General features: G+C 60.5%; 30 protein-coding genes. 12 read left to right on the top strand and 18 right to left on the bottom strand.

Annotation, left to right across the window (positions count from 1 at the left end; translation table 11 throughout):
• Nucleotides 1-193: 193 nt before the first annotated feature.
• Nucleotides 194-2,215 carry a sucrose-specific PTS transporter subunit IIBC gene (locus tag QP965_RS05885; protein ID WP_284844374.1) on the bottom strand — a complete coding sequence of 674 codons (2,022 nt, stop codon included), beginning with the start codon at nt 2,213-2,215 and terminating at the stop codon, nt 194-196.
• Between the two features lie 133 nt (nt 2,216-2,348).
• Nucleotides 2,349-3,557: a glycoside hydrolase family 32 protein gene (locus QP965_RS05880; protein ID WP_239278117.1), complete on the bottom strand. Its 1,209-nt coding sequence runs from the start codon at nt 3,555-3,557 to the stop codon at nt 2,349-2,351.
• Between the two features lie 20 nt (nt 3,558-3,577).
• Between QP965_RS05880 and QP965_RS05875 the strand changes: the two genes are divergently transcribed.
• Nucleotides 3,578-4,462 carry a carbohydrate kinase family protein gene (locus tag QP965_RS05875; RefSeq protein WP_239278118.1) on the top strand — a complete coding sequence of 295 codons (885 nt, stop codon included), beginning with the start codon at nt 3,578-3,580 and terminating at the stop codon, nt 4,460-4,462.
• On the top strand, nt 4,459-4,851 hold the full coding sequence (locus QP965_RS05870; protein WP_239278119.1) for a multidrug transporter: 393 nt from the start codon (nt 4,459-4,461) through the stop codon (nt 4,849-4,851). The genes QP965_RS05875 and QP965_RS05870 overlap by 4 nt, the downstream gene beginning before the upstream one ends.
• Nucleotides 4,852-4,887: 36 nt before the next feature.
• Here QP965_RS05870 and QP965_RS05865 read toward each other — a convergent pair whose 3' ends face one another.
• From QP965_RS05865 to QP965_RS05850, 4 genes are all read right to left on the bottom strand, one after another.
• Complete coding sequence (locus QP965_RS05865; protein ID WP_284844399.1) at nt 4,888-5,730, bottom strand: ABC transporter ATP-binding protein; 843 nt, start codon at nt 5,728-5,730, stop codon at nt 4,888-4,890.
• 83 nt (nt 5,731-5,813) lie between these two features.
• Complete coding sequence (locus tag QP965_RS05860) at nt 5,814-6,848, bottom strand: FecCD family ABC transporter permease (RefSeq protein WP_284844373.1); 1,035 nt, start codon at nt 6,846-6,848, stop codon at nt 5,814-5,816.
• A 3-nt stretch (nt 6,849-6,851) separates the two neighbouring features.
• Entirely contained in the window at nt 6,852-7,937 is a 1,086-nt protein-coding gene (locus QP965_RS05855) for a FecCD family ABC transporter permease (protein ID WP_284844372.1), read from the bottom strand.
• Nucleotides 7,938-8,885, bottom strand: coding sequence for an ABC transporter substrate-binding protein (locus tag QP965_RS05850; protein ID WP_284844371.1), 948 nt, complete (start codon nt 8,883-8,885; stop codon nt 7,938-7,940).
• 129 nt (nt 8,886-9,014) lie between these two features.
• Here QP965_RS05850 and QP965_RS05845 point away from each other — a divergent pair, with 129 nt between their 5' ends.
• A complete protein-coding gene (locus QP965_RS05845) occupies nt 9,015-9,809 on the top strand; it encodes a siderophore-interacting protein (protein WP_284766021.1) in 795 nt (264 codons plus the stop codon).
• A 74-nt stretch (nt 9,810-9,883) separates the two neighbouring features.
• On the opposite strand, the gene rpsQ is transcribed toward QP965_RS05845, so the two are convergent.
• The 11 genes from rpsQ to rpsJ are packed head-to-tail and all read right to left on the bottom strand — an operon-like array spanning nt 9,884 to nt 15,045.
• Nucleotides 9,884-10,192: a 30S ribosomal protein S17 gene (rpsQ, locus tag QP965_RS05840; protein WP_049378865.1), complete on the bottom strand. Its 309-nt coding sequence runs from the start codon at nt 10,190-10,192 to the stop codon at nt 9,884-9,886.
• A 2-nt stretch (nt 10,193-10,194) separates the two neighbouring features.
• A complete protein-coding gene (rpmC, locus tag QP965_RS05835) occupies nt 10,195-10,425 on the bottom strand; it encodes a 50S ribosomal protein L29 (protein ID WP_005322842.1) in 231 nt (76 codons plus the stop codon).
• Nucleotides 10,425-10,841, bottom strand: a complete 417-nt coding sequence (gene rplP, locus QP965_RS05830; protein ID WP_005322843.1) for a 50S ribosomal protein L16 — start codon at nt 10,839-10,841, stop codon at nt 10,425-10,427. Before rplP ends, rpmC begins: the two co-directional genes overlap by 1 nt.
• Nucleotides 10,842-10,844: 3 nt before the next feature.
• Nucleotides 10,845-11,588, bottom strand: a complete 744-nt coding sequence (rpsC, locus tag QP965_RS05825) for a 30S ribosomal protein S3 (protein ID WP_023027807.1) — start codon at nt 11,586-11,588, stop codon at nt 10,845-10,847.
• The gene (gene rplV / locus QP965_RS05820; protein WP_005276938.1) at nt 11,588-11,950 is read right to left on the bottom strand and encodes a 50S ribosomal protein L22; all 363 of its coding nucleotides are present in this window, start codon (nt 11,948-11,950) and stop codon (nt 11,588-11,590) included. The genes rpsC and rplV overlap by 1 nt, the downstream gene beginning before the upstream one ends.
• Before the next feature lie 3 nt (nt 11,951-11,953).
• The gene (rpsS, locus tag QP965_RS05815) at nt 11,954-12,232 is read right to left on the bottom strand and encodes a 30S ribosomal protein S19 (RefSeq protein ID WP_005276936.1); all 279 of its coding nucleotides are present in this window, start codon (nt 12,230-12,232) and stop codon (nt 11,954-11,956) included.
• Nucleotides 12,233-12,245: 13 nt separating this feature from the next.
• Nucleotides 12,246-13,082: a 50S ribosomal protein L2 gene (gene rplB / locus QP965_RS05810; protein WP_204610252.1), complete on the bottom strand. Its 837-nt coding sequence runs from the start codon at nt 13,080-13,082 to the stop codon at nt 12,246-12,248.
• A gap of 25 nt (nt 13,083-13,107) precedes the next feature.
• On the bottom strand, nt 13,108-13,410 hold the full coding sequence (gene rplW / locus QP965_RS05805) for a 50S ribosomal protein L23 (RefSeq protein ID WP_284820963.1): 303 nt from the start codon (nt 13,408-13,410) through the stop codon (nt 13,108-13,110).
• On the bottom strand, nt 13,410-14,063 hold the full coding sequence (gene rplD, locus QP965_RS05800) for a 50S ribosomal protein L4 (RefSeq protein WP_239278126.1): 654 nt from the start codon (nt 14,061-14,063) through the stop codon (nt 13,410-13,412). Before rplD ends, rplW begins: the two co-directional genes overlap by 1 nt.
• Nucleotides 14,060-14,716, bottom strand: coding sequence for a 50S ribosomal protein L3 (rplC, locus tag QP965_RS05795; RefSeq protein WP_005322848.1), 657 nt, complete (start codon nt 14,714-14,716; stop codon nt 14,060-14,062). Before rplC ends, rplD begins: the two co-directional genes overlap by 4 nt.
• A 23-nt stretch (nt 14,717-14,739) precedes the next feature.
• The gene (gene rpsJ, locus QP965_RS05790) at nt 14,740-15,045 is read right to left on the bottom strand and encodes a 30S ribosomal protein S10 (protein WP_003848085.1); all 306 of its coding nucleotides are present in this window, start codon (nt 15,043-15,045) and stop codon (nt 14,740-14,742) included.
• Nucleotides 15,046-15,764: 719 nt separating this feature from the next.
• Here rpsJ and QP965_RS05785 point away from each other — a divergent pair.
• From QP965_RS05785 to amaP, 6 genes are read left to right on the top strand one after another with little or no spacing between them, the layout of a single operon-like run.
• Nucleotides 15,765-16,244, top strand: coding sequence for an Asp23/Gls24 family envelope stress response protein (locus QP965_RS05785; RefSeq protein ID WP_284844370.1), 480 nt, complete (start codon nt 15,765-15,767; stop codon nt 16,242-16,244).
• 5 nt (nt 16,245-16,249) lie between these two features.
• On the top strand, nt 16,250-16,597 hold the full coding sequence (locus QP965_RS05780) for a hypothetical protein (protein WP_284844369.1): 348 nt from the start codon (nt 16,250-16,252) through the stop codon (nt 16,595-16,597).
• A 2-nt stretch (nt 16,598-16,599) separates the two neighbouring features.
• On the top strand, nt 16,600-16,794 hold the full coding sequence (locus QP965_RS05775; RefSeq protein WP_005322852.1) for a hypothetical protein: 195 nt from the start codon (nt 16,600-16,602) through the stop codon (nt 16,792-16,794).
• The gene (locus tag QP965_RS05770) at nt 16,794-17,759 is read left to right on the top strand and encodes an Asp23/Gls24 family envelope stress response protein (protein ID WP_269954329.1); all 966 of its coding nucleotides are present in this window, start codon (nt 16,794-16,796) and stop codon (nt 17,757-17,759) included. Before QP965_RS05775 ends, QP965_RS05770 begins: the two co-directional genes overlap by 1 nt.
• On the top strand, nt 17,752-18,318 hold the full coding sequence (locus QP965_RS05765) for a DUF6286 domain-containing protein (protein ID WP_269954328.1): 567 nt from the start codon (nt 17,752-17,754) through the stop codon (nt 18,316-18,318). The genes QP965_RS05770 and QP965_RS05765 overlap by 8 nt, the downstream gene beginning before the upstream one ends.
• On the top strand, nt 18,311-18,886 hold the full coding sequence (amaP, locus tag QP965_RS05760) for an alkaline shock response membrane anchor protein AmaP (RefSeq protein ID WP_284844368.1): 576 nt from the start codon (nt 18,311-18,313) through the stop codon (nt 18,884-18,886). The genes QP965_RS05765 and amaP overlap by 8 nt, the downstream gene beginning before the upstream one ends.
• Here amaP and QP965_RS05755 read toward each other — a convergent pair.
• Nucleotides 18,875-19,573: a hypothetical protein gene (locus tag QP965_RS05755; protein WP_284844367.1), complete on the bottom strand. Its 699-nt coding sequence runs from the start codon at nt 19,571-19,573 to the stop codon at nt 18,875-18,877. The two genes, amaP and QP965_RS05755, sit on opposite strands and share 12 nt — an antisense overlap.
• Nucleotides 19,574-19,905: 332 nt before the next feature.
• Here QP965_RS05755 and QP965_RS05750 point away from each other — a divergent pair, with 332 nt between their 5' ends.
• Genes QP965_RS05750 through QP965_RS05740 form a run of 3 tightly spaced genes read left to right on the top strand, consistent with a single transcriptional unit; the run spans nt 19,906 to nt 23,783 of the window.
• A complete protein-coding gene (locus QP965_RS05750; RefSeq protein WP_023020541.1) occupies nt 19,906-20,889 on the top strand; it encodes an ABC transporter permease in 984 nt (327 codons plus the stop codon).
• Complete coding sequence (locus QP965_RS05745; protein ID WP_284844366.1) at nt 20,890-21,882, top strand: ABC transporter permease; 993 nt, start codon at nt 20,890-20,892, stop codon at nt 21,880-21,882.
• Nucleotides 21,879-23,783 carry a dipeptide ABC transporter ATP-binding protein gene (locus QP965_RS05740; RefSeq protein WP_284844365.1) on the top strand — a complete coding sequence of 635 codons (1,905 nt, stop codon included), beginning with the start codon at nt 21,879-21,881 and terminating at the stop codon, nt 23,781-23,783. Before QP965_RS05745 ends, QP965_RS05740 begins: the two co-directional genes overlap by 4 nt.

Genomic DNA, 23,783 nt, shown 5'->3' with positions numbered 1-23,783 from the left:
CCTGACTAAAACTGCGGTCACGCAGAATCAAGGGCCCATCCGAGTAAAGGCCGATCTGATCAGGCTGAATTGAGGCGGGAAAGGCCGATCTGAGGAGTGGTTTTCCTCAGATCGGCCTGATCACTATGGACCTAATGGGATGGCCCTAAGATGATGGGCTCGAGAGCCCACCGTTTGCTTTCAGAGATGCATACTAGGACGCGGCTTCGGAAGCCGGCGAGGCTGTCTGTGCAGGTACTGCGGCGGGCTTGGGGTCCACGGTAAAGATATCGGTGCCGGAGCCAATGAGCTCGCCGGGGCGGAAGGCCTCGGTAGGAATTACGGGGCCGGTCTTCTTGGAGTTGGAGACCACCACCGGGGTGGTTACCGGAAGGCCGGCGGCCTTGATGGCGTCGATATCGAATTCGGCAAGGATATCGCCTCGCTTGACTTCATCGCCCTTGGTGACGTGGGAGGTGAAGTGTTCGCCCTTGAGGTTTACCGTATCGAAACCAATGTGCATGAGGATATCGATATTTCCCACCGCCGGGTCCTTGGCACGGATGGCGTAGGCGTGATGGGAGGGGAAGGTGACGGTGATTTTGCCGTCGGCAGGCGCAACGAGCTTGCCCACGGTCGGCTCGATTGCTACACCCTGCCCCAGCTTGCCGCCAGCAAACATGGGGTCGCTGACCTGAGACAGCGGTACGGCGGTGCCCTCCAGCGGGGAGAAGATGGTGCACGCATCATCGGTAGCTACCGCGGCCGGGGTGCCTGCGGCGGCCTGCGCCTCGGCTGCGGGAGGGTTGACCTCATCCGGGTCGATGGAGCCATTCTTGCGAATGAGCACCCGTCCGTAGAGGTAAGCGCCCACAAAGGCAACTACGAAGGAGATAACGCCGCACAACAGGAAAGTCGGGACGAAGCGGGGGACGGAGACGAAGCCGATGAAGCCGGCGGCACCGAGGGCGTCGGCAAGCACGCCAAAGATGGCGATGAAGGCAGAAGAAATAGCAGATGCTGCCATACCGATATAGAACGGCCAGCGCAGGCGGAGGTTCACGCCGAAGATGGCGGGCTCGGTAATACCGAAGAGGGCAGAAATACCCGAAGCGCCGGCCAGGCCCTTGAGCTTTTCGGAGCGGGCCAGGAAGTACACGGCGAGTGCGACGCCGCCCTGGGCGATATTGGCCATGGAGGCAATCGGGAAGACGAAGGAGCCGCCCTCGTTCCACAGCATCGTCTCAATCGGCGGGAAGGATTGGTGCAGGCCGGTAATCACAATCGGCGAGTAGACGAGGCCGAAGAGGAAGCCGGCGACGGGACCGGCAAAGTCATAGAGATTGGCCAGGCCCATGCCCAGCCACTCGCCGGCCGTGCGCAGGATGGGTCCCAAACCCATGAAGGTCAGGAAGCCAGTAATCAGCAAGGTGAGCAGTGGGGTGAGCATGAAGTCCACCGTGCCCTTGAGGTGCTTGTGCAGGAATTTCTCTAAGGTGGCGAGAATCCACGAAATCACCAGGATGGGCAGGATGGAGCCCTGGTAGCCGGCCTGAGCGACGTCGAAGCCGAAGATGTTCCAGTAGGACATCTCACCGTTTTCGATCGCCTCGGCCACGCTGTAGCCGCTGACCAAATCGGGCATGACCATGGCCATGGCCATACCGGCGCCGAGGAACTCGTTGCCGCCGAAGCGCTTCGTCGCGGTAAAGCCCACGAGGATGGGCAGGAAGGCAAACGGTGCAGAGGCAAGCAGGTTCACCAAGCCGGCAAAACCTTCCCAGGCGGGGAACATCTGGATGACGGATTGGTCACCGAAGAGCCCCTCAGCTGTCAAGACGTTGTTGAGCGCCATGAGCAGACCGCCGCCAAGCAGAATTGGAATGAGCGGAACGAAGATATCCGCAAGCATCTTGACCGCACGGCTGAACCAATTGCCGGACTCAGCGGCGATGTCTTTCAGGCGGTCGGTGGATACGGCCACGTCCTTAGAAATGAGGTTGGTCATTTCTTGGAAAACGATATTGACGTCGCCGGGGCCGACGATGACCTGGAACATGCCGCCGGCCTCAAAGGTGCCCTTGAGGTCGGGGTCATTATCCAGCGCTGCGGTGTCTACCTTGTCAGAATCTTGCAGCACCATGCGCAAGCGCGTGGCGCAGTGCGCGAGTGCAATGATGTTGTCTTCGCCGCCCAGCGCCTTAAGCGTACGGGCGGCTACTTCCTTGTGGTCCATAGAAGAGCCCTTCAGTGTAATGGATCACATCCGAATGCCGGACGTGACTACTTATTTCCATTACAGCCGGGATTCGGGCCTAAGTCCACACATTCGGGCGGAGTGTTGGCAACTTCACCGGTTCCGGGTACACCTACCCGCGCGGTTCCCACCCCTGCCAGGGGGACTCGCCAAACACAGCGAAAGACGCGGCGATGCGACCGCCACCGGCATAGACCTCAACGGCGCAGCCATCAGCAATCAAGCGCATCTCTCCATCCGGGCAGTCGATGGGATCGCCGCCGTTAAAGGCGATGGTGCCGTCGTGTTGGGTGACGCGGAAGGCTTCGTCCCCGGCGGCGTCGATAAGAGCAAAGGAGCCTTCGCCCTTGATGTCGATGGTGGAGCCAAAGCCTTCGCGCCCGTGGGTCTCCGGCAAGGCGGACCACAGCGGCTCCTGGTGCAGGTAGTTATCCTCCAGCCAGATGCGGCGCGGCAGCGTCAAGGTATGGACCCAGCCTTCCGTTGGGGTGTCATCCTGGGCGGGCATACCCATCCATCCCAATAGAATGCCGTCCTCGGTGGCTTGGGGCGCATAGAACTGGGTGCCATGATCCAGGAGAGTAAAGCCACGCTCGATATGGAAATTCAGGCCGTCGAGCGTGCCCACAATATAACCGCACCGGTCCGTTTCGGCTTGGGGACAGAAGATGAGGACCTGCTTATCACCCAAGGTAAGCAGGTTGGGGCACTCCCACATGTAGCCGCTGGGCAGCTGCGAAGGATCGTCGAAAGAAATCTCGCCCTGGAGATCCCATTGGGCCAGGTCCGGCGAGCGGTACAGCACAATGGTGCCGCGCTCGTCTTCGGTCTGGGCGCCGATGACCATCCGCCAGCCGTCGCCATCGCGGGTGATCTGTGGGTCGCGGAAGTGCCCCGTATAGCCCTCCGGGGAGTCCGGAATCAGGGGATTATTCTCGTCGCGGAGGTAGATGCCGCCCTCCGGGCCCGAAGGATCGATGGCCCGCACGCGGTTCTGGGACGGAATGCGGCGGCCGTCCTCCTTCAGGTTGCCCGTATAGAACAGCCAGACGTCGGTTCCATCCACCACCGCGCCGCCCGAGTAGCAGCCGTCCTTGTCATAAGGCAGATCTGGATACAAAGCATCCGGGTGATGCTGCCACGGCGTGGGAGCCGATACGCTCGCCGTCGCATGCCCCCAGCCCGTGCGCTTGGGCTTGCGGGGAAAGGCCGGGTCGTGCTGGTAGTACACGTGGAGGGTATCGCCATCCACAAAGACGCCATTGGGATCATTGAGGCGGCCTTGCGGCGGGGCCAGGTGAAAATTGGGACGGTAGTTCATATCACCGATACTATGAAAATATGACTATTCATGTGTGCGGCGAAGGCCTGGTGGACCTAGTCCCCGTGGCCCCTGGCAGCTTGAACGACCACACCCCGGCGCTGGGCGGCGGACCATTTAACGTGGCCATCGCGGCGGCACGACTGGGCGCCGATGTGGAATTCCAGTCCCGTATCTCCACCGATGGTTTTGGACAAGAACTTGTCGGCCGCCTCGAGGCCGAGGGTGTCACCACCACGCACCTGCAGCGCGGCGATGAACCCACCACGCTTGCCGTGACGACCATCCACGAGGATGGCTCGGCCTCCTATAACTTCTATATCGAGGGCACGGCCGACCGCCTGGTCGAGCCACAGCTGGTCCCGGCCGATATCGCCTGCTTCGGCACGGTCTCCCTCGCCCTTGAGCCGGGGGCCTCCCGCTATGCGCAACTTCTGAAGGACTTTGCCGCGCAGGGAACCCTGGTCGCCCTCGACCCGAATATCCGACCCTTCTATGCCACTGCGGAGCACCGCGAGTTCTTAACGGAGCTTCTCCCCTACGTGACTTTGTTGAAGCTTTCTGATGAAGAGGTCGAGTTCCTGGGCGACGACCTCATCTCCCAGGTACCCGTTGTAATAGTTACCCGCGGCGGGGAGGGGCTTAGCGTGCGCGCGGGCGATACCACCCTTTCGGTGCCGGCCGCGCAAGTAACCGTCTCCGATACCATCGGTGCCGGCGACACCATCATGGCCGCCCTGCTGACCCAGATTGATGAACGCGGGCTCGACGCCGCCGCCCTTGTTGCCCTGGATCCGGCGCAGTGGAAAGACATCTTGTCCTTCGCCGTGGCTGCCGCCGGCATCACCGTCTCCCGCAAGGGCGCCAATCCCCCGCGCCGCGAGGAAGTAGAGGCTTCGCTATGACCTACACCAAGCGCACTCTGTGGCTGCACGCCGCGCTCTTTGTCCTGGCGTTTCTCGCGTTCATTTTGCCGGTGGTCTTTGGCACCTCCGCTCTGCTGCCGGTCTGGCTCACTGGCGGCTTGAGCTTGGGCATTGCTGCCTGCGCGCTTGTCGACGCCGCCTATAAATTCTTCGCCCCTACCTCCCCTCGTAGCCTCCGCCTGCTCTCTGGTCTTGCCGGCCTCGTTCTGCTCATCGGCTGGGGCATCTGGGTCTATATCTACGGCAATATGGCCGCCGTAGGCACAGGCTCCTATCGAATCGGCACCTTTTTGCTCGGCGCGGGAAGCGTGCTCAATCTTTTTGTAGTGGCAATTTCCTTTCTAGATGTACAACGAAAGGTCAAGTAAAGCCTCTGGCACACAGCCACCATTGTCAGGTCTTCACTAATGCGCCGCTACGACGCGGCGGGGAACGATAATGGGGGCATCGCCAAGCGGATCCTCCCAGGCCTCAGCCTCGATGCCATAGGCCTGCGCCAATACCTTCGGCGACAGCGCTTGTTTCGGTGCCCCACGAGCGATGATATCGCCGGATTTCATCACCACCATGGAATCAGAATAGTGGCCCGCCAGCATGAGATCGTGTAGGACTACAACCACTGTCTTTCCCGCCTGCGCCTGTGCGCGGGCCAACTCCAGCATGCGCATGGCATGGGCAGGGTCGAGAAAGGTCGTGGGTTCGTCGAGAAGCAGCACGGGCGTATCTTGTGCCAGTGCCAACGCCAGCCAGACGCGCTGGCGCTGCCCGCCCGATAGCGAAGCGATATCACGATCGAGGAAGTCCACAATGTCGGTAGCCTCGCAGGCCTGCGCAATGATCTCCCGGTCCGTCGCGGAAAGGCCGCGCATCCTCCCCTGATAGGGATGACGCCCGCGCGCGACCAACTCCCCCACCCGCAGCCCATCGGGGGCCACGGGGTGCTGTGGCAGCAGCGCCACCTGCTGCGCGGCATCCTTCGCGGACATGGCGTGTAGGTCAACTTCCCCGACCATGACGCTGCCCTGCCGCGGGGCCAGGATTTTCGAGAGAGTTTTCAGCAGCGTGGACTTGCCGCAGCCATTCGGCCCAATGAGCGTGGTAACTTCGCCGGCGCGGGCGTGCAGATCAACGCCGGCAAGGATATCCTCGCCATCCTTATATCCCGCATGAATGCCGGTGGCGTGGAGGCTGCACCGAGGCTCCGGGCTCGTGGTCTGTTTAGGCTGATTAGGCCGATTATCCGTCATTTCTTTTCCTTCATCCACGTCTGACTGTCTAGCACCATCCAGCGCTGTACTTATCTGTCCCCTGCTGTACCGCAGCACAACGTTTAGCTGCGCCCGGCCGCATTCCACACCAATATCACCAAGGCGCAGCCACCAATGACCGAGGAAACCGCACCCACCGGTGCATTTACCGGGATAGCGCCGGCGATGACGGCGCACACGGTCAGCAATGCCGCGCCCGCGGCCGCCGATGCCAGCGGCGATGGCGTGGGGGTGCGCGCCACCATCCGCGCCAGGTGCGGCGCCAACAGCGCGATAAACCCAATGGGCCCCACCACCGAGACCACCACGGCGCTGATACCGGTTGCCGCAATAAGCAGGAGGGCGCGCTGGCGGGCGATGTTCACGCCCAGGGTGGTTGCGGAGGAATCATCATGGGCAAGCAGCGGCAGCTCCCGCGCGCACCAGATGCCGATGGCGAGAAACGGCGCTAATGCCACCAGGAGGGGGAGGATGACCTCCATATGTACAAATCCAGTCGATCCCGCGAGCCAAGTCTGCGCCTCCGCAGCGCGCAGGATCTGGGCGCTGCGCATTAAATACGCGACTAGGGCGTTAAACATCAGCGATAACGCAATACCGATGATGACGATGCGGTTGCTCGTACCGATGCCACCCAGAACAGCGAGGAGGATGACAACGAGGAGGGCGCCGATCATCGCCAAGCATGCCCGCCACCAAAACTCCGGGATACCCTCGGCGAAACTGGGGCGCGAATGCACGGTGCCCAAGACCACCAGCACCGACGCCCCGCCGGTAACGCCTAAAATATCCGGGGAGGCCAGCGGGTTACGAGCCATGGTTTGCGTCCAAGAACCGGCCAGGCCGAGAGCGGCGCCCACGATGACGGTGGCGATGGCAACCGGCAGGCGCAAGTCCCACACCACCCTGATGTGGTTCTTGCTGCCGCCTCCGGTGAGGACATCGATAACCTGCCGCGGACTCAATGCCATGGGACCTTGCCCCAGTAACACTAGGTACGCGCCAAGAGCGATGAGGATGAATGCCAGCGTGGAAGCGAGCACGCGCACGTGCCGGCGGCGTTGTTGAGCTTTTAAAATAGTGCCGATTGCGGTCATGCGTTATTGCCCCCATGCTCTGCCCACGCCGCGGTGAGCACCCCAAATGAGGAAAGGTGCGCCCACTATCGCGAGGACGATCGACATCTCCAGCTCCGAGTTACCCGCAATGAGGCGGCCGGTGATATCAGCGGCAAGCACGGCACAACCGCCCAAGAGCGCGGAGGGCAAAAGCAAGGTGGCAACGCTAGGGCCCACCACCCGCCGCACGATGTGGGGAATGGCAAAACCGACGAAGGCAATGGGGCCCGTTGCTGCCGTTGCGCTGCCGGCCAACACCACGACGCTGAGCGCCGCGCCTACCCGCGCGGTAGTGGGGGACCCACCCAAGGCGAGGGAGGACTCCTCCCCCATGGCCAAAAGGTCGAGGGGTCTAGCGACCATCACCGCACACGCTACACCAATAACAAGCCCTATGCCCGCGATCGCGACATCTTCTGGGCCGCGGCCAAAGGTCGAGCCGATAGTCCACCGACGCATGCTATCGAGGACGTCCGTGGAATATAGACCGATAATCGTCGCGCCCGATCCCAAGGCTGCGGAGACGCCGGCACCCACCAGAATGAGCGTCAGGGGATCCTCAAACCGCCGCGATACGGCTAAGACCAGCAGCGTAGTAATACCCGCGCCAACGAGCGCGAGGGCGGTCCGCATACTGGTGGAGGTAGCAATGCCAATGGCCGTGCCTAAGGCAACGAAGAAGGACGCGCCTGCGGTAACGCCAATAAATCCTGGATCCGCTAGCGGGTTTCTGGTCCACGATTGCGCCAGCACACCTGCCACAGCAAGGGCCGCGCCGGCGAAATAAGCCAAGAAGGTGCGCGGCATGCGCAGGTTCCACACGATATCGCGGATATCCTGCTCCCCTGCCCCGTGCAGGGCAGCGATAACCCCCTCGGGCGGAATCGAGCGGGAGCCCACCGCCAAAGACACCACCGCCAACACCAGGCTGGCGAGGATGAAGGCGACAAGGAGCATCTTATGGCTCTGTGCCCGCGTCACTACCGGTGCGGGGGTGCCGGTGGTCGTAGGACTATCTGCTGCGGAATCCGACTGGATTTGTTGGCCGTCCATCGTGGTTGTTGACAATTACAGTTTCTCTTCAAATTTATCTACTGCCCAGGGGATGGTCACCGGGTTGGGCATACTCATGGCATTGCCGGTATCGGTATCCAAGTAGCGCACGCGACCATCCTTGACAATGTCGAGGCCTTGGAAGGTCTTATCCTTCTTCAAGACATCGGAGGAGCCGTTGTAGTCCAGGACAAAGAGGTAATCAACCTGGTTAAGCTTCGCGTAGTTTTCTGGGGCAATGTCGACGAAGAAGCTGCCACCATCGCCCTGCAATGCATCGGGGATCTCCATGCCAAGGTCCTCGATAAATTGTCCACGTCCATCCTCCTCGGTGTATAGGCCAATTTTGCCGTCATAAGGCATGACGATGGCCGCAGACTTATCCTGCAATTCCGCGTGCTCGTGGCGGAATTCCTCGAAGGCCTTTTCGGTGTCATCGATAAGCTTATCGCCTTCGTCTTTTTTACCCACCGCATCCGCGATGGTTTCTACCTGCTTTTCCCAGGGCACCTGCCAGTCTTCATAGCCGTTTGGCTTGACGGTGGTAGGCGCGATTTCTTCCAGGGATCCCTTCGTGCGTGCATCCACCGCCTGGTTCACCGCAATGATCTGAGTGGGGTCAGCCGCGGTGACCTGCTCAAAGGTATCCGCCGTAAATCCGGTTGCGGTATTATAAATCACCTCAGGCTTTGCCTCGCCCAAAAGTTCCTCTGCCCAGGGGCCAACGCCAGAAGGATCACCATCCCCCTCAGCACCCCACGGCGCCACCGTTACGGGAGTGATCCCCAGGGCAAGCAGCGTGTCGGCATCGCCTAGACCCAGGCTAGCCACGCGCTGCTCGCTGACAGCGTCGGTCGCCTGAGCTGTTTCATCGCCCTCACCACGCGAGCAACCGCCTAAAGCTAAGGCTCCGGCGGAAAACATTGCTACTGCGCCCATGGTGCGACGGCCGAAAATCTTCATGAGGTTAAGCCTTTCAATAAAGGAGGAAAATAGCCTTGCTTACCTTATAACGCATAGGCACGATTAGGCAAGGCTAAACTAAAATAGTAATTTACTAGACACATGAACCCTTCTCTACAATCGGCCCCAATGTCTGCGCACGAACTCATCCCCGTTACTTTGACCGCCAATAGACGGATCCGTCCGCGCTTGCACCGGCTCACGTTCTACGCCGAGGCTTTCCGGACATACACTCTCTCCGGTCCCGATGAATTCTTTGGACTCGTCATGCCCCGAGCTGAACAAGAATTTACCCCCTTCCCCGTCGACGGCATAAACCTCCGCTCGGCTGTGAGCGCGATCGACGAGGAGAGGCGGCCGGACCTGCGCTGGTACACCATCCGCGCGCTCCACTCGGAGGAGGCCACAGTCGATGTCGACGTGGTGACACACGGTGATTCAGGACCTGGCTCGCGGTGGATTCGCCGCGCACAAGCCGGGGATACAGCGGGATTCTTCACCTGCAACGATCTGTGGCGGCCAACCGAGAAGCCACAACTTCTAGTCGCCGACGCATCCGCCCTGCCCGCGCTGCGGCACATTTTGGCCTACCAAGAAGACCATAACCCGGAAATGCTTCGGGCCACCGACGTTATGGCCGTGGTTACCAGCAACGACGAGGTAGAACCAGGCCTCGCAGCTAGATGGGAGGCGAGCGTACGCAGCCTGCGGATTATTCATACCCAACCGCACGAGGAGGCGGAGGCTGTCGTTGCCGCCCTGAGAGCGGACTATGCTGGTGCGCCGAGGCCAGGGTACGTATGGGCTTCCGGCGAGGGGAGGCTAGCAAAAAGCGTGCGAGGCCTCGCGGTGAATGAATGGGGCCTAGATACCACCGACGTCACGTGGGTTCCCTACTGGTTTTATGGCAGGGCCCGGCCGTAAAAAAGTCCTAAAACGGCGAAGGCCCCCGCTCCGAACTCTAGGTTCGTTAGCGGGGGCTTTCTGCTGGCTAGGTTTTACTTAGCCTTCTCGATGATCTCAACGAGACGGAAGTGCTTGTCCTTGGACAGCGGGCGGGTCTCAGCGATGCGTACGAGATCGCCGATGCCTGCGGTTTCTTCCTCATCATGCACCTTAACCTTCTTGTTAGAGCGCATGATCTTGCCGTACAGGGCGTGCTGCTTGCGGTCTTCCAGCTCGACAACGATGGTCTTGGTCATCTTGTCGGATACTACGTAGCCGGTGCGAACCTTAGGAGCGCCCTTGACCTTCTCCTTCTTCGGAGTAGGTGCCTTCTTGGAATCAGTCACGTTAGCCTCACTCATGATTAAGCCTCAGCTCCCGGAGCAACGGACAGGCCCAGCTCGCGCTCGCGCAGAACGGTGTAGATGCGGGCAATGTCGCGCTTAACCGTGCCGATGCGGCGGTTGTTGGTCAGCTGGCCAGTGGCCTTCTGGAAGCGGAGGTTGAACAGCTCTTCCTTCGCATCCTTCAGGCGGGACTGCAGCTCAGCGTTGTCGAGCTCACGGAACTCGTGGGCGGGGGTACCGGTTGCCATTAGAACTGGTCCTCCTTCTTGATGATGCGGACCTTGCAAGGAAGCTTCTGGCCTGCACGGCGCAGAGCCTCAATAGCAACGGCCTCGGTTGGGTAGCTCATCTCGAAAAGTACGCGGCCTGGCTTAACGTTAGCCACCCACTTCTCGACCGGGCCCTTACCGGAACCCATACGAACGCCGAGCGGCTTCTGGGTCAACGGACGGTCCGGGAAGATGTTGATCCACACCTTGCCACCACGCTTGACGTGGCGGTTGATGGCAATACGTGCGGCCTCAATCTGACGGTTGGTGATGTACGCCGGCTCGAGAGCCTGGATTGCGTAATCGCCGAAGTTGATGCGGTTACCGCCCTTGGACACGCCGCGACGGTTCGGGCGGTGCTGACGGCGGTACTTAACACGCTTAGGAATCAGCATGGATTAGCCCTCCTGCTTCTGCTGTGCACGCTGGCGGCGCTGGCCACCGCGGCGGGAGCGACCATTGCGGTCACGGCCACGGCCCTGTGCCGGAGCGTTCAGTTCGGACTCGCGTACGCCACCGACGACGTCACCCTTGTAGATCCACACCTTAATGCCGATGCGGCCAAAGGTGGTGTGGGCCTCTGCGGTGCCGTAGTCGATTTCGGCGCGAAGAGTGTGCAGCGGAACGCGACCCTCGTGGTAGCGCTCAACGCGGGACATTTCTGCACCGCCCAGGCGGCCGGACAGCAGAATCTTGATGCCCTTAACCTGTGGCTGGCGCATAGCGGACTGGATAGCCTTGCGCATTGCACGACGGAATGCGACGCGGTTAACCAGCTGCTCCGCGATGGAGTGAGCAACCAGGGTTGCGTTTGCGTCTACCTGCTTGACCTCGAGGATGTTGAGGGCAACCATCTTGCCGGTGAGCTTTTCCAGCTCGCGGCGGATGCGGTCAGCCTCAGCACCGCGGCGGCCAATCACGATGCCCGGACGGGCGGTGTGAATGTCCACGCGGACGCGGTCGCGGGTGCGCTCGATGACGACGTCGGCGATGCCGGCGCGCTCGAGGCCCTTGTTGAGGTAGTTACGAATCTTGATGTCTTCGGCTACGTAGTTCGCGTAGTCCTTATCGGCGAACCAGTGGGTCTTCCAGTCGGAAGTGATGCCCAAACGTAGGCCGTGAGGATGGATCTTCTGGCCCATTACTTGGCCCCTTCCTGCTGGCTTTCGACCACCACGGTGATGTGGCTGGTGCGCTTACGAATCATGAATGCACGACCCTGTGCACGCGGCTGGAAACGACGCATGGTCGGACCCTCGTTGGCATAAGCCTCGGAGATGACCAGGGTGCGTGGGTCGAGGCCGAAGTTGTTCTCAGCGTTAGCGGCTGCAGAAGCAACGACCTTAGCAACTGGCTTGGAGGCACCCTGCGGTGCGTACTTCAGGATAGCCAGGGCTTCGCTTACGGACTTGCCGCGGACCAGATCGAGCACGCGACGTGCCTTCATCGGGGTGACGCGGACGTAGCGGGCCGTGGCGGATGCGGAGGTGATGGTCTCACTCATCGCTTATCGACGTCCCTTCTTGTCATCCTTGACGTGACCCTTAAAGGTCTTGGTTGGTGCAAACTCGCCCAGCTTGTGGCCGACCATGGAGTCCTCGATGAAAACCGGCACGTGCTTGCGGCCGTCATGGACGGCGAAGGTGTGACCGATGAAATCGGGGAGAATGGTCGAGCGGCGAGACCAGGTCTTGATGACCTGCTTGGTGCCTGCATCGTTCTGAGCATCCACCTTGTTGAGGAGGTGCTCATCGACGAACGGGCCCTTCTTAAGGCTGCGTGGCATTGTTTACCTCCTCTTAGCGCTTCTTGTTCGGGCGACGACGGCGCACGATCATGTTGTTGGAGTAACGGTTCGGGTTGCGGGTACGACCCTCCTTGTGGCCCCATGGGGACACAGGGTGGCGACCACCCGAGGTCTTACCCTCACCACCACCGTGTGGGTGGTCAACCGGGTTCATAACGACACCGCGGACGGTCGGGCGTACGCCCTTCCAGCGCATGCGGCCGGCCTTGCCCCAGCGGATGTTCATCTGCTCGGCGTTGCCGACCTCACCAACGGTGGCGCGGCAGCGGATGTCCACACGACGGATTTCGGAAGACGGCATACGCAGAACTGCGTACTTGCCTTCCTTACCCAGCAGCTGGATGGAAGCACCAGCGGAGCGAGCCAGCTTAGCGCCGGCGCCCGGCTTGAGCTCAACAGCGTGGATGATGGAACCGGTCGGGATGTTGCGCAGCGGCAGGTTGTTGCCAACCTTGATATCTGCGTTCGGGCCGGACTCTACGATGGTGCCCTGCTTCAGGCCCTTAGGGGCGATGATGTAGCGCTTCTCGCCATCAACGTAGTGAAGCAGTGCAATGTTTGCGGTGCGGTTCGGGTCGTACTCGATGTGAGCGACCTTTGCCGGAATGCCGTCCTTGTCGTTACGACGGAAGTCGATGAGACGGTAACGGCGCTTGTGGCCACCGCCGATGTGGCGGGTGGTGATGCGACCGTAGTTGTTACGGCCACCAGTCTTGCTCAGCGGGCGCAGCAGGGACTTCTCCGGAGTAGAACGAGTGATCTCGTCAAACTCAGAAACGGAGGATGCGCGGCGACCCGGAGTTGTCGGCTTGTACTTACGAATAGCCATAATTCTTCCTTACTTCGTCTCCGTCTTAGGCCTGTGCGCCAAAGACGTCGATGGAGTCGCTGCCTTCACGGAGCGTCACGTATGCACGCTTGGTGGACTTACGCTGGCCGTAACCGGTGCGGGTGCGCTTACGCTTACCTGCACGGTTAACGGTGTTCACGGAGTCGACCTTTACGCCAAAGATCTGCTCTACGGCATCTTTAATCTGGGACTTATTGGAGTCCGTGGAGACGTAGAACGTGTAGACGTTCTGCTCCATCAGACCGTAGGACTTCTCGGATACAACCGGGGCGATGATGATATCGCGTGGGTTAGAAATCTTAGCCATTAGTTCTCCTCCTTATCCGCGCCGGTTGCGCGGTTGATGAAGGTGTGTAGCGCCTCAACGGAGAACACAACGTCATCGGAGTAGAGAACGTCGTAGGTGTTGAGCTGGCCAGCGTCCAGGATCTGAACGTTAGGCAGGTTATTAGCGCTACGACGAGCATTGATGTCCTCGCGGCCGATGACCAGGAGCACGTTCTTGCGCTCGGTCAGGGACTCGAGGAAGTCCTTGGCCGATTTGGTGGACGGCTTCTGGCCCGGTACGAGCTCTTCGATGACGTGGATGCGCTCGTTGCGAGCACGGTCAGACAGTGCACCGAAGAGAGCAGCCTTGATCATCTTCTTAGGGGTGCGCTGTGCGTAGTCGCGTGGCTGTGGGCCATGGACGGTGCCGCCACCGGTGTAGTGCGGTGCGCGGATGGAACCCTGGCGTGCACGGCCGGTGCCCTTCTGACGGAAAGGCTTGCGACCACCACCGCGGACGTCGCCGCGGGTCTTGGTTGCGTGGGTGCCCTGGCGTGCAGCAGCAAGCTGAGCGTTAACAACCTGGTGCATCAAAGCAATGGATGCCTCGGTGTCAAAGATTTCAGCTGGCAGGTCTACAGAGCCGTTGGTCTTACCCTCGGAAGTGTGGACGTCTAGCTTGAGGTTGCTCATGCGTGTGCACCGCCCTTCACTGCGGTCTTAACGGTGACGAGGCCGCCGCGCGCACCAGGGATAGCACCCTTGATGAGCAGCAGGTTGGACTCGGCATCGATTTTCTGAATCTTCAGGTTCTGGGTGGTCACGCGGTCATGGCCCATACGGCCAGCCATGCGCTTGCCCTTGAAGACGCGGCCCGGGGTAGCAGCGCCGCCGATGCCGCCAACGCGGCGGTGAGCGGCCTGGTTACCGTGAGCTGCGCCCTGGCCTGCGAAGCCGTGGCGCTTCATGGCGCCGGCGTAGCCGTGGCCCTTGGTCTTGCCGGTGACGTCAACGAAGGTGATGCCCTCGAAGATGTCAACCTTGACCTCTTGGCCAACCTCGTATGCAGAGGTGTCGTCCATGCGGATTTCCGCAACGTGACGGCGCGGGGTTACGCCAGCCTTCTTGAAGTGTCCACCAACCGGCTTGTTTGCCTTGCGTGGGTCAATTTCGCCAAAGGCGATCTGGATGGCGCTGTAGCCATCGGTTTCGGGGGTGCGAATCTGGGTGACAACGCATGGCCCTGCCTCGACGACGGTAACCGGCACAACGCGGTTGTCCTCGTCGAAGACCTGGGTCATGCCGAGCTTCTTGCCCAGAATGCCCTTGATCTCGTTTTCACTCATTATTTGTTCTCCACCAAAGTCGCTTACTGGATGTTCACGTCGACGCTTGCCGGAAGATCGATGCGCATAAGAGCGTCAACGGTCTTCGGGGTTGGGTCGAGAATGTCGATCAGGCGCTTGTGAGTGCGCATCTCGAAGTGCTCGCGAGAGTCCTTGTACTTGTGCGGAGAACGAATAACTGCGTATACGTTCTTCTCGGTTGGGAGCGGCACTGGGCCAACTACACGAGCACCGGTACGGGTAACGGTCTCGACGATCTTCTTTGCAGAAGCGTCGATAGCCTCGTGGTCATAGGCCTTCAGCCGAATGCGGATTTTTTGTCCCGCCACGCTTATCCTCTTCCTCGCTTCCCCACTTTCACATTCCCGGCGTTTCCGGGGCGTGAAGCGGTGGGAAATTGCTTCTCGATTTCTCTATAACGTTGTCCGGGCTTGGGGCCTGACACAACGCCAGTGGTCTGACTGTCATGACGACCAAGAGTTGCGGTACATGGCAAGTGCCAGAACGCAGTGCTCTCGACGGGGTACAAGACCCGTAGTCAAAGTATTGTGAAGAGGACGGTTTTCACGCATTACACGTGGAGAGTGTCCAATTCGTCTACTGCCGCTGTTTATTTGCCATGCCCCTTCTCCGGTCCATCTTCTCGGGGTGTCACTGCTCTAACGCGGACCTAGCCCGATCGGATGACCTTCCAGTCAATGCTTCAGGTTTCCCTGAACCATGGCGACAACGAAGGTGTCATGTTCGCTTTACCAGCTCAGCGTCTCCCCGAGACTCACGCTTGGCGACGTCCGCCGCCATTACCGAATCTCGGTTCTCGCTGCCCTGTTAAAGCAACCTTTGTATTTAAGCATGTTGGGCTGCGGTTTTTCAAGCCGCGTATTAAACCGTGCCAAAAATCACGTTTTGGAAAATTTTGTTGGCTCGCACCCCACACTCGCTTGAGAAGTATCTAAGCTCGGAGTTATTGGCTGTGGACTGTTTGTCCTGCCTAGATAGTTGAATATCGCGTTCATGCATCACCCAAAAGAGAAAGGCTCACTCGCCCATGTCTGAAAACAAGACTCCTGCACACAACACCGACAACCAGGTTCCTGCCTCCGAGGAGCGCGAGGTCAATAACAACCTGGAAACCCAGTACGGCACCACCACCATCGATGATGTCGTGGTGTCTAAGATTGCCGGCATTGCTGCCCGCGAGGTTTCCGGCGTGGATTCCCTGGGGGGCGGCGGCGCTCGCATGATCGGCAATATCCGCGAGTCCTTCGGTGCTTCTGAAGACGTCCGCCAGGGCGTGGACGTAGAGGTAGCAGACGGGAGCGCTCGCATCGAGATTGCCATCACCGCTGAGTACGGCGTGGCCATCCACGAGCTCGCCGAGGCCATCCGCCGCAACATCATGAATGCCGTTGAGCGCATGACCGGCCTGAGCGTCGAGCGCGTCAACGTTGTTGTTCACGACGTAAAGCTGCCGAAGGATGAGTCCGAAGGGGAAGACCAGGCTGCTTTGAACCAGGGTCAGGCTTAAGCCCAATGTCTGAGCCCCGAGCACGTTTTGAGCTCGAGGTAAGCCATGCCCGCGCTATTGCGGAGGCAGTCCAGAAGGTGCGCGGCGTCGCCGCGCTCGACGGCGGTTCGTTCGGTTCGGTGAGTTTGTACCTGCCGGGCGAACGCATCGTCGGCATGCGGCGGCCCGACCCGCGCGATGATCGCCACCTGCAGATCAGCATTCGCGTTGATGTCAGCGCCGCGCCGGACCTTTATGCCTTGGCAGAAGATATTCGGTCCGCCGCCCGTGGGGCTTGTCCCGAACTGCAGCGCATTGACGTTGAGTTTTCTGACGCCGTAGATGGCTTATCCGCTGCTCCATCGAAGGAATAGATATGAAGAATTACACCACTTTGGGCATCATTTCCGGCCTTATTCTTGCCTTCTTCTTGTACCTAGGCTGGGGTCCTACTTTGCTCGCGGTACTTCTTGCCGCAATCGGCGGCATTGTGGGTGCACACTTTGATGGCCGTATTGATCTCACTTCTGTGTGGAATGGCCTCATTGGTAAGGAGAAAGGCCAAGGTTAATGACAGATAGTTCCACTCAGGGCCACACGCGTATCTCGCTGCGGACCATGGAACACATCGTTGCCGCCGCGATTGCTAGCGTGCCCGGCACCAAGGCTATAGAGGCCAAGCTAGCGGGCATCGGCGGCCGCGGTTTTCCACGGGCCTCGGTCCAAATGGACCCAGAGCGCGAGGTAGCAGCCGTCAACGCCACCATTGGCGTGGTGTGGCCTTCGCCGGTCACCACGGTGGCGGAACATACTCGTGCCGCCATCTCGGAAGCCATCGCGGCGCACACCGGTTATTCCACCACGCGCGTCAACGTCACCGTCGGCGGTTCCGTTCCGGGCAATCGAGTAACTGCCGCCGAGGTGGAGCAGCGCCAGATCGCTGCTGCCGTCGCGCCCCACATCACGCCCTCGCCGGTATGGCAGCCGGTCACTGCGGAGTCGGTGAATGTACGCAGCATTGCCACACCGCAGGAGGTACCGGTGCGCACCATCGCCGCCCCGGCCACCGGTGTCGCGGTGCGGTCCGTGGACACCCCGCGCGAGGCCGAGGTACGCAACATTTCCGCTGACCTCCCAGACCACCAGCTGCGCGAGGTGACGTCCCCGAGCGACCACACGGTGCGACCGATCAGGGAACCCAAGCCGGTCCGCGTGCACAGCGTGGCTGCACCCCGCCCAGCCAGGTTGATCCCTAGTGGGCAGGTTCGTCCACTGGCACGAAAGGTTCAGGTAGCAACTCCTCGGCCGCAGCCGCTGCGCGAGATCGAGATTCGCCACGAGTGGGCTCCGCGCCGCGTCGAGGCCCCCAAGTCTGCTCCTGCGCGCGCGGTAAAGGCCCCGCGGCCACAACCGCTCAAGCGCATTGAGGTCAGGCCGGCAAATCCTCGGCCGTTGCACGTCGATGCGCCACGACCCGAGCCCCTGCGCGCCATTTCCATTAACCCGTACCGCCCACAAGGAGGCAATAATGGCTGATCAGCACATGCCTGAACACTTTGGGCAGCAGCCGAAGGCGTCTCCGGCGGCGCGTACTTGGGCCGTAATCCTTGGGCTCCTACTGCTCGCCGCGGGCGTCGTCGGCGTGCGCGAGACGTGGCTAGTGGGCTCCGGCTCCGATGCCCAGTCCTGGGTACAGCCGGTGCTTAATCTCATTGCCACCGAAGAGCTGCAGACGTGGATGATTTGGGCCGGCGTTGCCTCCATTGTCGTAGGCCTAATTTTCCTCTTCGCAGCAGTGAAGACGCGCCGCACCACGCACATGCAACTTGCCTCCGATACCGCGTCCATGTGGATGCGACCGGTAGATATCGCCCGCCTCTCGTCGGCTACTGCTCGCCGTGTTCCGGGCGTGGCCTCGGCGCAGACCTCCGCGGATAGCAAGACGGCCAAGGTCACCGTTAATGGCGATACGGACGATGCGGAGCTGCAGAGCCGGGTGGAGACGGCGGTAACACGCTGCCTGGCCCACCTCAAGAACCCGCCGCAGGTCACCGTAGCTGTAGAGAAGATTCCGGAGTTGGATAACAATGTCTAGAAAACTTGCTACCTTTGACCGCATCCTGCTGGGCCTGCTGGGAATAGTCCTCATCGCTTTGGGTGTGTGGCCTATCTTGATTCACTTCAATGTGGAATTTGCCAAGTACTTAGCCCTGTGGGTGGACCACGATACGTGGAAGAGCTTGGCGGACAATGACTGGTGGGTATGGGCGCTGGCCGGTGGCTCCGCACTGCTACTTATTTTGGGGCTGTGGATTGTGGTGGCCAACCTGCGCCACCGCCGCTTCAATAACGTGGAGTCCGCTTCTTCCGATGACAAGGGCTCTATCACGACGTCGATGAACGCTATCGCCGGCGCCGTGGCCCAGGATTTGGATGGAGTCAAGGGCGTAGACCACGTAGAGCGCCTTGTGGCTTATGACCGCGCGCGGCCCACGCTGCAGTACACGGTGACAGCAAATCCGGACACTCCGGTGGAGCGCCTTACCGGTGCGGTTGAAACCAATGAGTGCGATTTCCGCGCAGCGTTTCCCGATGCCGATTTGGACACCATCTACAAGCTGCAGTTCAGCAAGGTAGGTCCGATGAAGGACCTATCCGAATAGCGGGTTCGGAGTCTCCGCCACCAAGATCTCTTGAACGGCCCCAAGGCGGGCCGACTCGCCGCCCCCGAGGATCATTTCCAGTTCCTCGCCGGGGCGGCATTTTTCTATGCGCTGCCAAGAGTAGTCCTGGCGAGTTACGCGCCGGTTTTCCTTAGCAAATAGGTGCAGCCCATGATCGAGCACACCGATGGCCGCTGCAAAGCGAAGGATAAACACGAAATCACCCAAATCCTGCCGCTTCAGGCCATTAAGGTCTGGGCACTCAGCACTCAACCGCATGAGACTTGAGACCACGCCAAAGCGGTGTTCAAAGCCCTCGGTATCCCGAATGGTAAATGGGCGGCCAGGGCCCGTGGGACGAATGGACTCATAGGCCCACACCACGGGCTGGGTGTCAAGGCGGCGCACAATGATGTGGGTAGGGGTGGCGGTGATGCGGTAGGTGGGGGCGTCGGCAAGCACGAGCCATTCCCCTGCCGCAATGCGGCCGCCCTCCAGGGGAAGCAAGGGCGGGTGCACGCCCGCCTGGCGCTCCAATTCCGCAACGAGTTCGGCGTCGGTGGCGCCCCATCCAATGCCCTGATTAGCCAGCATGGCAAAGAAAGTGGGAAGGCTGAGGTCGGGCTGGCCCTCCCAGGCGCGGCGGAGGGACTCAAGCGTGGGATCGATGCGGGTGGGGTCATCCATATCCGCCAAGATTACCCAGCACCGGCGCCGGTCCGGCAGCCGGGGCCGAGAGGAGAATTTTCACCCCCGAGGTAATTTCATTCAATTAAATAAATACTATAAGTGTTCAACAATCTCGAGCCGCGTATTTCCTGCTCAAGGTGCATTTATTGAAGGTTTTCCCACCTTAGCCGCGTTCAGTAATACCTGTCATTTTATTGGGGATTTATGTCACGGGGCTAATTTGATTGTGCTCTGAATAACATATTATTAGATTAGTCACATACAACGATTCGCTCGTTGGATACACCTTCGCACCACGTTTCCTGCTTAACCGCGCACGGAGAATCTCTATGACTAAATATCTGATCAAAAAGACCTTGGGCTGGTTACTCATGATCTTTTTGGCTACCAACCTCGCCTATCTCTTGGCGGCCAGCTTCCTGGACCCACGGTCCAACTACACCGGCCGCCGACCACCGCTTTCACCGGAGGAAATCAATAGCCTCCTTGAGCCCTATAACCTCAGCCCCGATACCCCACTTGTGCAACGCTGGTGGACCTGGCTGACCAATATCCTCACCAAATGGGACTGGGGCCAATCCCCAGTGGGCGAGGTGGTGAATTCAGAAATTAGCTACCGCATCTGGGTTTCCGCGCAGCTGCTCCTACTGTCCACCATTCTGTCCATTCTCATCGGCGTGGCCGTGGGCGTTTACACCGCTTCGCGCCAGTACAAGACCGGCGACCGCATCTGGCAGGGCATCTCCATCATCGCGATGAACACCCACGTAGTGGTGGCGTCCATCGCCGTGGTGTGGGGCGCGCTCAAGATCAACGAGCTCAGCGGCAAGAAGATTTTCTACGTCGTCGGCTCCCATTCGCTGGATGTGGAAGGTTTCTTTCCCAAACTGGTGGACTCCGCACAGCACTTGATTCTTCCCACCATTTCACTGGTCTTCATTAGCTACGCCAGCTATCACATGACCCAGCGCACCTTGCTGCTGGATAACTTGGATGCGGACTATGTGCGCACCGCCCGCGCTAAGGGCTTGACCCGCCAACAGGCGATTCGCAAGCACGCACTGCGCACCTCCATCATCCCGGTGGCGACCTCGGTGGCTTTTTCCATCCCGGGCATCTTCACCGGTGCGGTGATGACCGAGCGCATCTTTGGCTGGAACGGTATGGGCCAGTACTTCATCGAGACCATTAGCAAGAACGACGTCAACGGTGCAGCGGCCGTCGCTGCCTTTGGCGCCGCCATGACCGCCATCTCCGCTGTCTTGGCGGACTTGGTTGTCGTCGCGCTTGATCCACGAGTGAGGGTGAGTTAAATGACCCCATCTAAAGACCGCAACTATTTCAAGCAGGAACCGCGCGGGGAAATCACCGCACACAGCGAGGTCACTTCGGGAGACCCCTTCTCCCCCGCCGAGGCCGAGCAGGTAGCCACCCTGGAGCAAATGCCTCGTGGCACCTCGCGCTACAAGCTGTACCTGCGCCGCTTCTTCCGCAATAAGCTCGCCACCCTGGGCCTTATCATCCTGGCTTTCTTGGTCCTTGCGGCACTTTTTGGCGGCTTCTTTGCCAAGTGGGACTACACCGAGCCGGACTTCCTTGCGCTATCGGAGCCGCCGAGCCCCGAGCACTGGTTTGGCACGAATGACACCGGCAATGACCTTTATGCCCAGACCATTCACGGTTTAGGCAGGTCCCTGACCATCGCCATCGTGGTGTCCCTGGCCACCTTGGTCATCTCCGCGTTCATCGGCTCGGCCGCAGCCCTGTGGGGCGGCATGGCGGAAAAGGCGGTGCTGGCGGTCATTCACTTTTTGCTGTCCATCCCTACCTTCCTGCTCATCGCACTGGTGGTGGCGGATTCCGGCGGCGATTGGAAGCTGCTTATCGTCGTGCTCATCCTCTTTGGCTGGATGTACCAGGCCCGCGTGATTTGGTCGCTGGCGCTTACGGTGCGCGAGCAAGACTACGTCCGCGCGGCAAGCTACATGGGTGTGTCCAAGCTGCGCACCATCGTGCGCCACGTCATTCCCAATATTGGTTCGCTGCTCATCATCCAGTTCGTCTTCGGCGTGGTGGGCACCGTGGGCTCCGAGACGGCCCTGTCCTTCCTGGGGTTGGGCGTCAAGCTTCCCGACGTCTCCCTCGGCACCCTCCTGCAGGGCGGCACCGCCGCCGTGCAATCCTCCCCGTGGCTGTTCTACTTCCCTGCCGCAACCCTGACCTTGCTCACCGTGTCCATGGCTTTCATTGGCGATGGCCTGCGCGATGCGCTCGACCCCAACTCGAATTCCGGAGGAAAAGCATGACCTCGCCCGTCTTATCCGTCAAAGACCTACGCGTAAACTTCCCGTCCGAAGCCGGATCCGTCTCCGCGGTCCGTGGCGTAGATTTTGATCTCTACCCTGGCCGCACGCTCGGCATCGTGGGCGAATCCGGTTCCGGTAAGTCCGTGACCTCCATGTCCATCATGGGGCTTTTGCCGGACTACGCGAAGATCACCGGGTCCGTAAAGTTCGACGGCCGCGAGCTGCTCGGTCTCAGCGACAAACAGATGTCCGAGATCCGCGGCAACGGCATTGGCATGATCTTCCAGGATCCGCTCTCCGCGCTCACCCCGGTCTTCGATATTGGATCGCAGTTGGTGGAAGCAATTCAGGCCCATAGGGACGTCGGCAAGAAGCAGGCCCTCAAAGAGGCCACGGAGCTGCTCGACCTCGTGGGCATCCCCGATCCGCACCTGCGCCTGAAGTCTTTCCCACACGAGTTCTCGGGCGGCATGCGCCAGCGCGTGGTCATTGCCATCGCAATCGCCAATAATCCGCGCGTGCTCATCGCCGATGAGCCCACGACCGCGCTGGATGTGACCATTCAGGCACAGATTTTGGACGTCATTAAGCTCGCCCAGCGCGAAACCGGCGCCGCCACCATCATGATTACCCACGATATGGGCGTGGTGGCAGAAACGGCCGATGATGTCATGGTCATGTACGCCGGCCGGCCCGTGGAACGCGGTGATGTGGATACCATTTTCTCCCAACCCCGCATGCCCTATACCGTGGGTCTGCTCGGCTCTACGCCCCGCCCGGACGTATCGGCAGAAGAGCCGCTCACGCCCATCGTGGGCAGCCCGCCGGTGCTGGTGGACCTCAAGCAGCGCTGCCAATTTGCCCCGCGCTGCCCCGTGGCGCAGCCCGCCTGCTCCGACGGCGAGCCGCCGCTTATCCCGCTTGACGACGCCCCCTCGCACCAAAGCGCCTGCCTGCGCGCCCCCGAGATCCGCGACCGCAAGATTGGCGGCGAGCTCATGTTCAAGCCCCCGCAGCTCGCGGAGGACGTCATGGCCGGCATCCCCCGCGACGAGCGTCCCACCACCTTGGAGGTCACGGGCCTGCGCAAGGAATTTCCACTTACCAAGGGCGCACTAGTCAAGCGCCGCGTAGGCACGGTAAAGGCAGTGGACGGCCTCACCTTTGATATTCGCAAGGGCGAATGCATGGCCATCGTAGGCGAGTCTGGCTGCGGTAAGACCACCACCCTGCTAGAAATCATGGACTTAAAGCCCGAAAACGGCGCGGTAGTACTCAACGGGAAGGACGCGGCCGGGATGAGCAATTCCGAGCGCCGCGAGGCCCGCAAGGACATCCAGATTGTCTTCCAGGACCCGATGAGCTCCCTCAACCCGCGCCTGACCGTGCGCGAGGTCATCGCCGAACCACTCAACTCCCTAGGCTACGACGGCGACGTGGACGCCCGCGTGAACGAGCTCATGGGCCTTGTCGGTTTGGACTCCTCTCAGCTGGATCGCTTCCCCAGCCACTTTTCCGGCGGGCAACGCCAGCGCATCGGCCTCGCCCGCGCGCTGGCCACGAACCCTTCGGTTTTGGTCTTGGATGAGCCCGTCTCCGCGCTCGACGTCTCCATCCAGGCCGGCGTCATCAACCTGCTCGAGGATCTCAAACGAAAGCTGGGCCTGTCCTACCTTTTCGTCGCCCATGACCTGTCCGTGGTGCGCCACCTTTCAGACCGGGTGGCCGTCATGTACAAGGCTCAGTTTGTGGAGTCCGGGCCGACCGATAACATCTTCGAAAACCCCCAAGCGGACTACACCAAGAAGCTCCTGGATGCCATTCCGATTCCGGATCCGGAGGCTGCCCGCAGGCGACGCAACCCCGGTCCGGCACAAGCCTCACAAATTTCCCAAAAGTGA

The organism is Corynebacterium sp. MSK074 (genome assembly GCF_030229735.1).
Taxonomy (GTDB): Bacteria; Actinomycetota; Actinomycetes; order Mycobacteriales; family Mycobacteriaceae; genus Corynebacterium.
This window is presented reverse-complemented; position numbering and strand designations above follow the sequence as displayed.

Coding starts and splice junctions, on each gene's coding strand:
- QP965_RS05860 (WP_284844373.1), bottom strand. CDS start 6,848: ATGACCGCAATCGGCACTATTTTAAAAGCTCAACAACGCCGCCGGCAC.
- rplD (WP_239278126.1), bottom strand. CDS start 14,063: ATGAGCAACCTCAAGCTAGACGTCCACACTTCCGAGGGTAAGACCAAC.
- QP965_RS05845 (WP_284766021.1), top strand. CDS start 9,015: ATGTCTGCGCACGAACTCATCCCCGTTACTTTGACCGCCAATAGACGG.
- QP965_RS05770 (WP_269954329.1), top strand. CDS start 16,794: ATGACAGATAGTTCCACTCAGGGCCACACGCGTATCTCGCTGCGGACC.
- QP965_RS05785 (WP_284844370.1), top strand. CDS start 15,765: ATGTCTGAAAACAAGACTCCTGCACACAACACCGACAACCAGGTTCCT.
- QP965_RS05740 (WP_284844365.1), top strand. CDS start 21,879: ATGACCTCGCCCGTCTTATCCGTCAAAGACCTACGCGTAAACTTCCCG.
- rpsS (WP_005276936.1), bottom strand. CDS start 12,232: ATGCCACGCAGCCTTAAGAAGGGCCCGTTCGTCGATGAGCACCTCCTC.
- QP965_RS05865 (WP_284844399.1), bottom strand. CDS start 5,730: ATGACGGATAATCGGCCTAATCAGCCTAAACAGACCACGAGCCCGGAG.
- rpsQ (WP_049378865.1), bottom strand. CDS start 10,192: ATGAGTGAGGCTAACGTGACTGATTCCAAGAAGGCACCTACTCCGAAG.
- QP965_RS05850 (WP_284844371.1), bottom strand. CDS start 8,885: ATGAAGATTTTCGGCCGTCGCACCATGGGCGCAGTAGCAATGTTTTCC.
- QP965_RS05875 (WP_239278118.1), top strand. CDS start 3,578: ATGACTATTCATGTGTGCGGCGAAGGCCTGGTGGACCTAGTCCCCGTG.
- QP965_RS05885 (WP_284844374.1), bottom strand. CDS start 2,215: ATGGACCACAAGGAAGTAGCCGCCCGTACGCTTAAGGCGCTGGGCGGC.
- rplV (WP_005276938.1), bottom strand. CDS start 11,950: ATGAGTGAGACCATCACCTCCGCATCCGCCACGGCCCGCTACGTCCGC.
- rpsC (WP_023027807.1), bottom strand. CDS start 11,588: ATGGGCCAGAAGATCCATCCTCACGGCCTACGTTTGGGCATCACTTCC.
- QP965_RS05775 (WP_005322852.1), top strand. CDS start 16,600: ATGAAGAATTACACCACTTTGGGCATCATTTCCGGCCTTATTCTTGCC.
- rpmC (WP_005322842.1), bottom strand. CDS start 10,425: ATGGCAACCGGTACCCCCGCCCACGAGTTCCGTGAGCTCGACAACGCT.
- amaP (WP_284844368.1), top strand. CDS start 18,311: ATGTCTAGAAAACTTGCTACCTTTGACCGCATCCTGCTGGGCCTGCTG.
- rplW (WP_284820963.1), bottom strand. CDS start 13,410: ATGGCTAAGATTTCTAACCCACGCGATATCATCATCGCCCCGGTTGTA.
- QP965_RS05780 (WP_284844369.1), top strand. CDS start 16,250: ATGTCTGAGCCCCGAGCACGTTTTGAGCTCGAGGTAAGCCATGCCCGC.
- QP965_RS05750 (WP_023020541.1), top strand. CDS start 19,906: ATGACTAAATATCTGATCAAAAAGACCTTGGGCTGGTTACTCATGATC.
- QP965_RS05755 (WP_284844367.1), bottom strand. CDS start 19,573: ATGGATGACCCCACCCGCATCGATCCCACGCTTGAGTCCCTCCGCCGC.
- QP965_RS05765 (WP_269954328.1), top strand. CDS start 17,752: ATGGCTGATCAGCACATGCCTGAACACTTTGGGCAGCAGCCGAAGGCG.
- QP965_RS05745 (WP_284844366.1), top strand. CDS start 20,890: ATGACCCCATCTAAAGACCGCAACTATTTCAAGCAGGAACCGCGCGGG.
- rplP (WP_005322843.1), bottom strand. CDS start 10,841: ATGCTGATTCCTAAGCGTGTTAAGTACCGCCGTCAGCACCGCCCGAAC.
- QP965_RS05880 (WP_239278117.1), bottom strand. CDS start 3,557: ATGAACTACCGTCCCAATTTTCACCTGGCCCCGCCGCAAGGCCGCCTC.
- rplB (WP_204610252.1), bottom strand. CDS start 13,082: ATGGCTATTCGTAAGTACAAGCCGACAACTCCGGGTCGCCGCGCATCC.
- rplC (WP_005322848.1), bottom strand. CDS start 14,716: ATGAGTGAAAACGAGATCAAGGGCATTCTGGGCAAGAAGCTCGGCATG.
- QP965_RS05870 (WP_239278119.1), top strand. CDS start 4,459: ATGACCTACACCAAGCGCACTCTGTGGCTGCACGCCGCGCTCTTTGTC.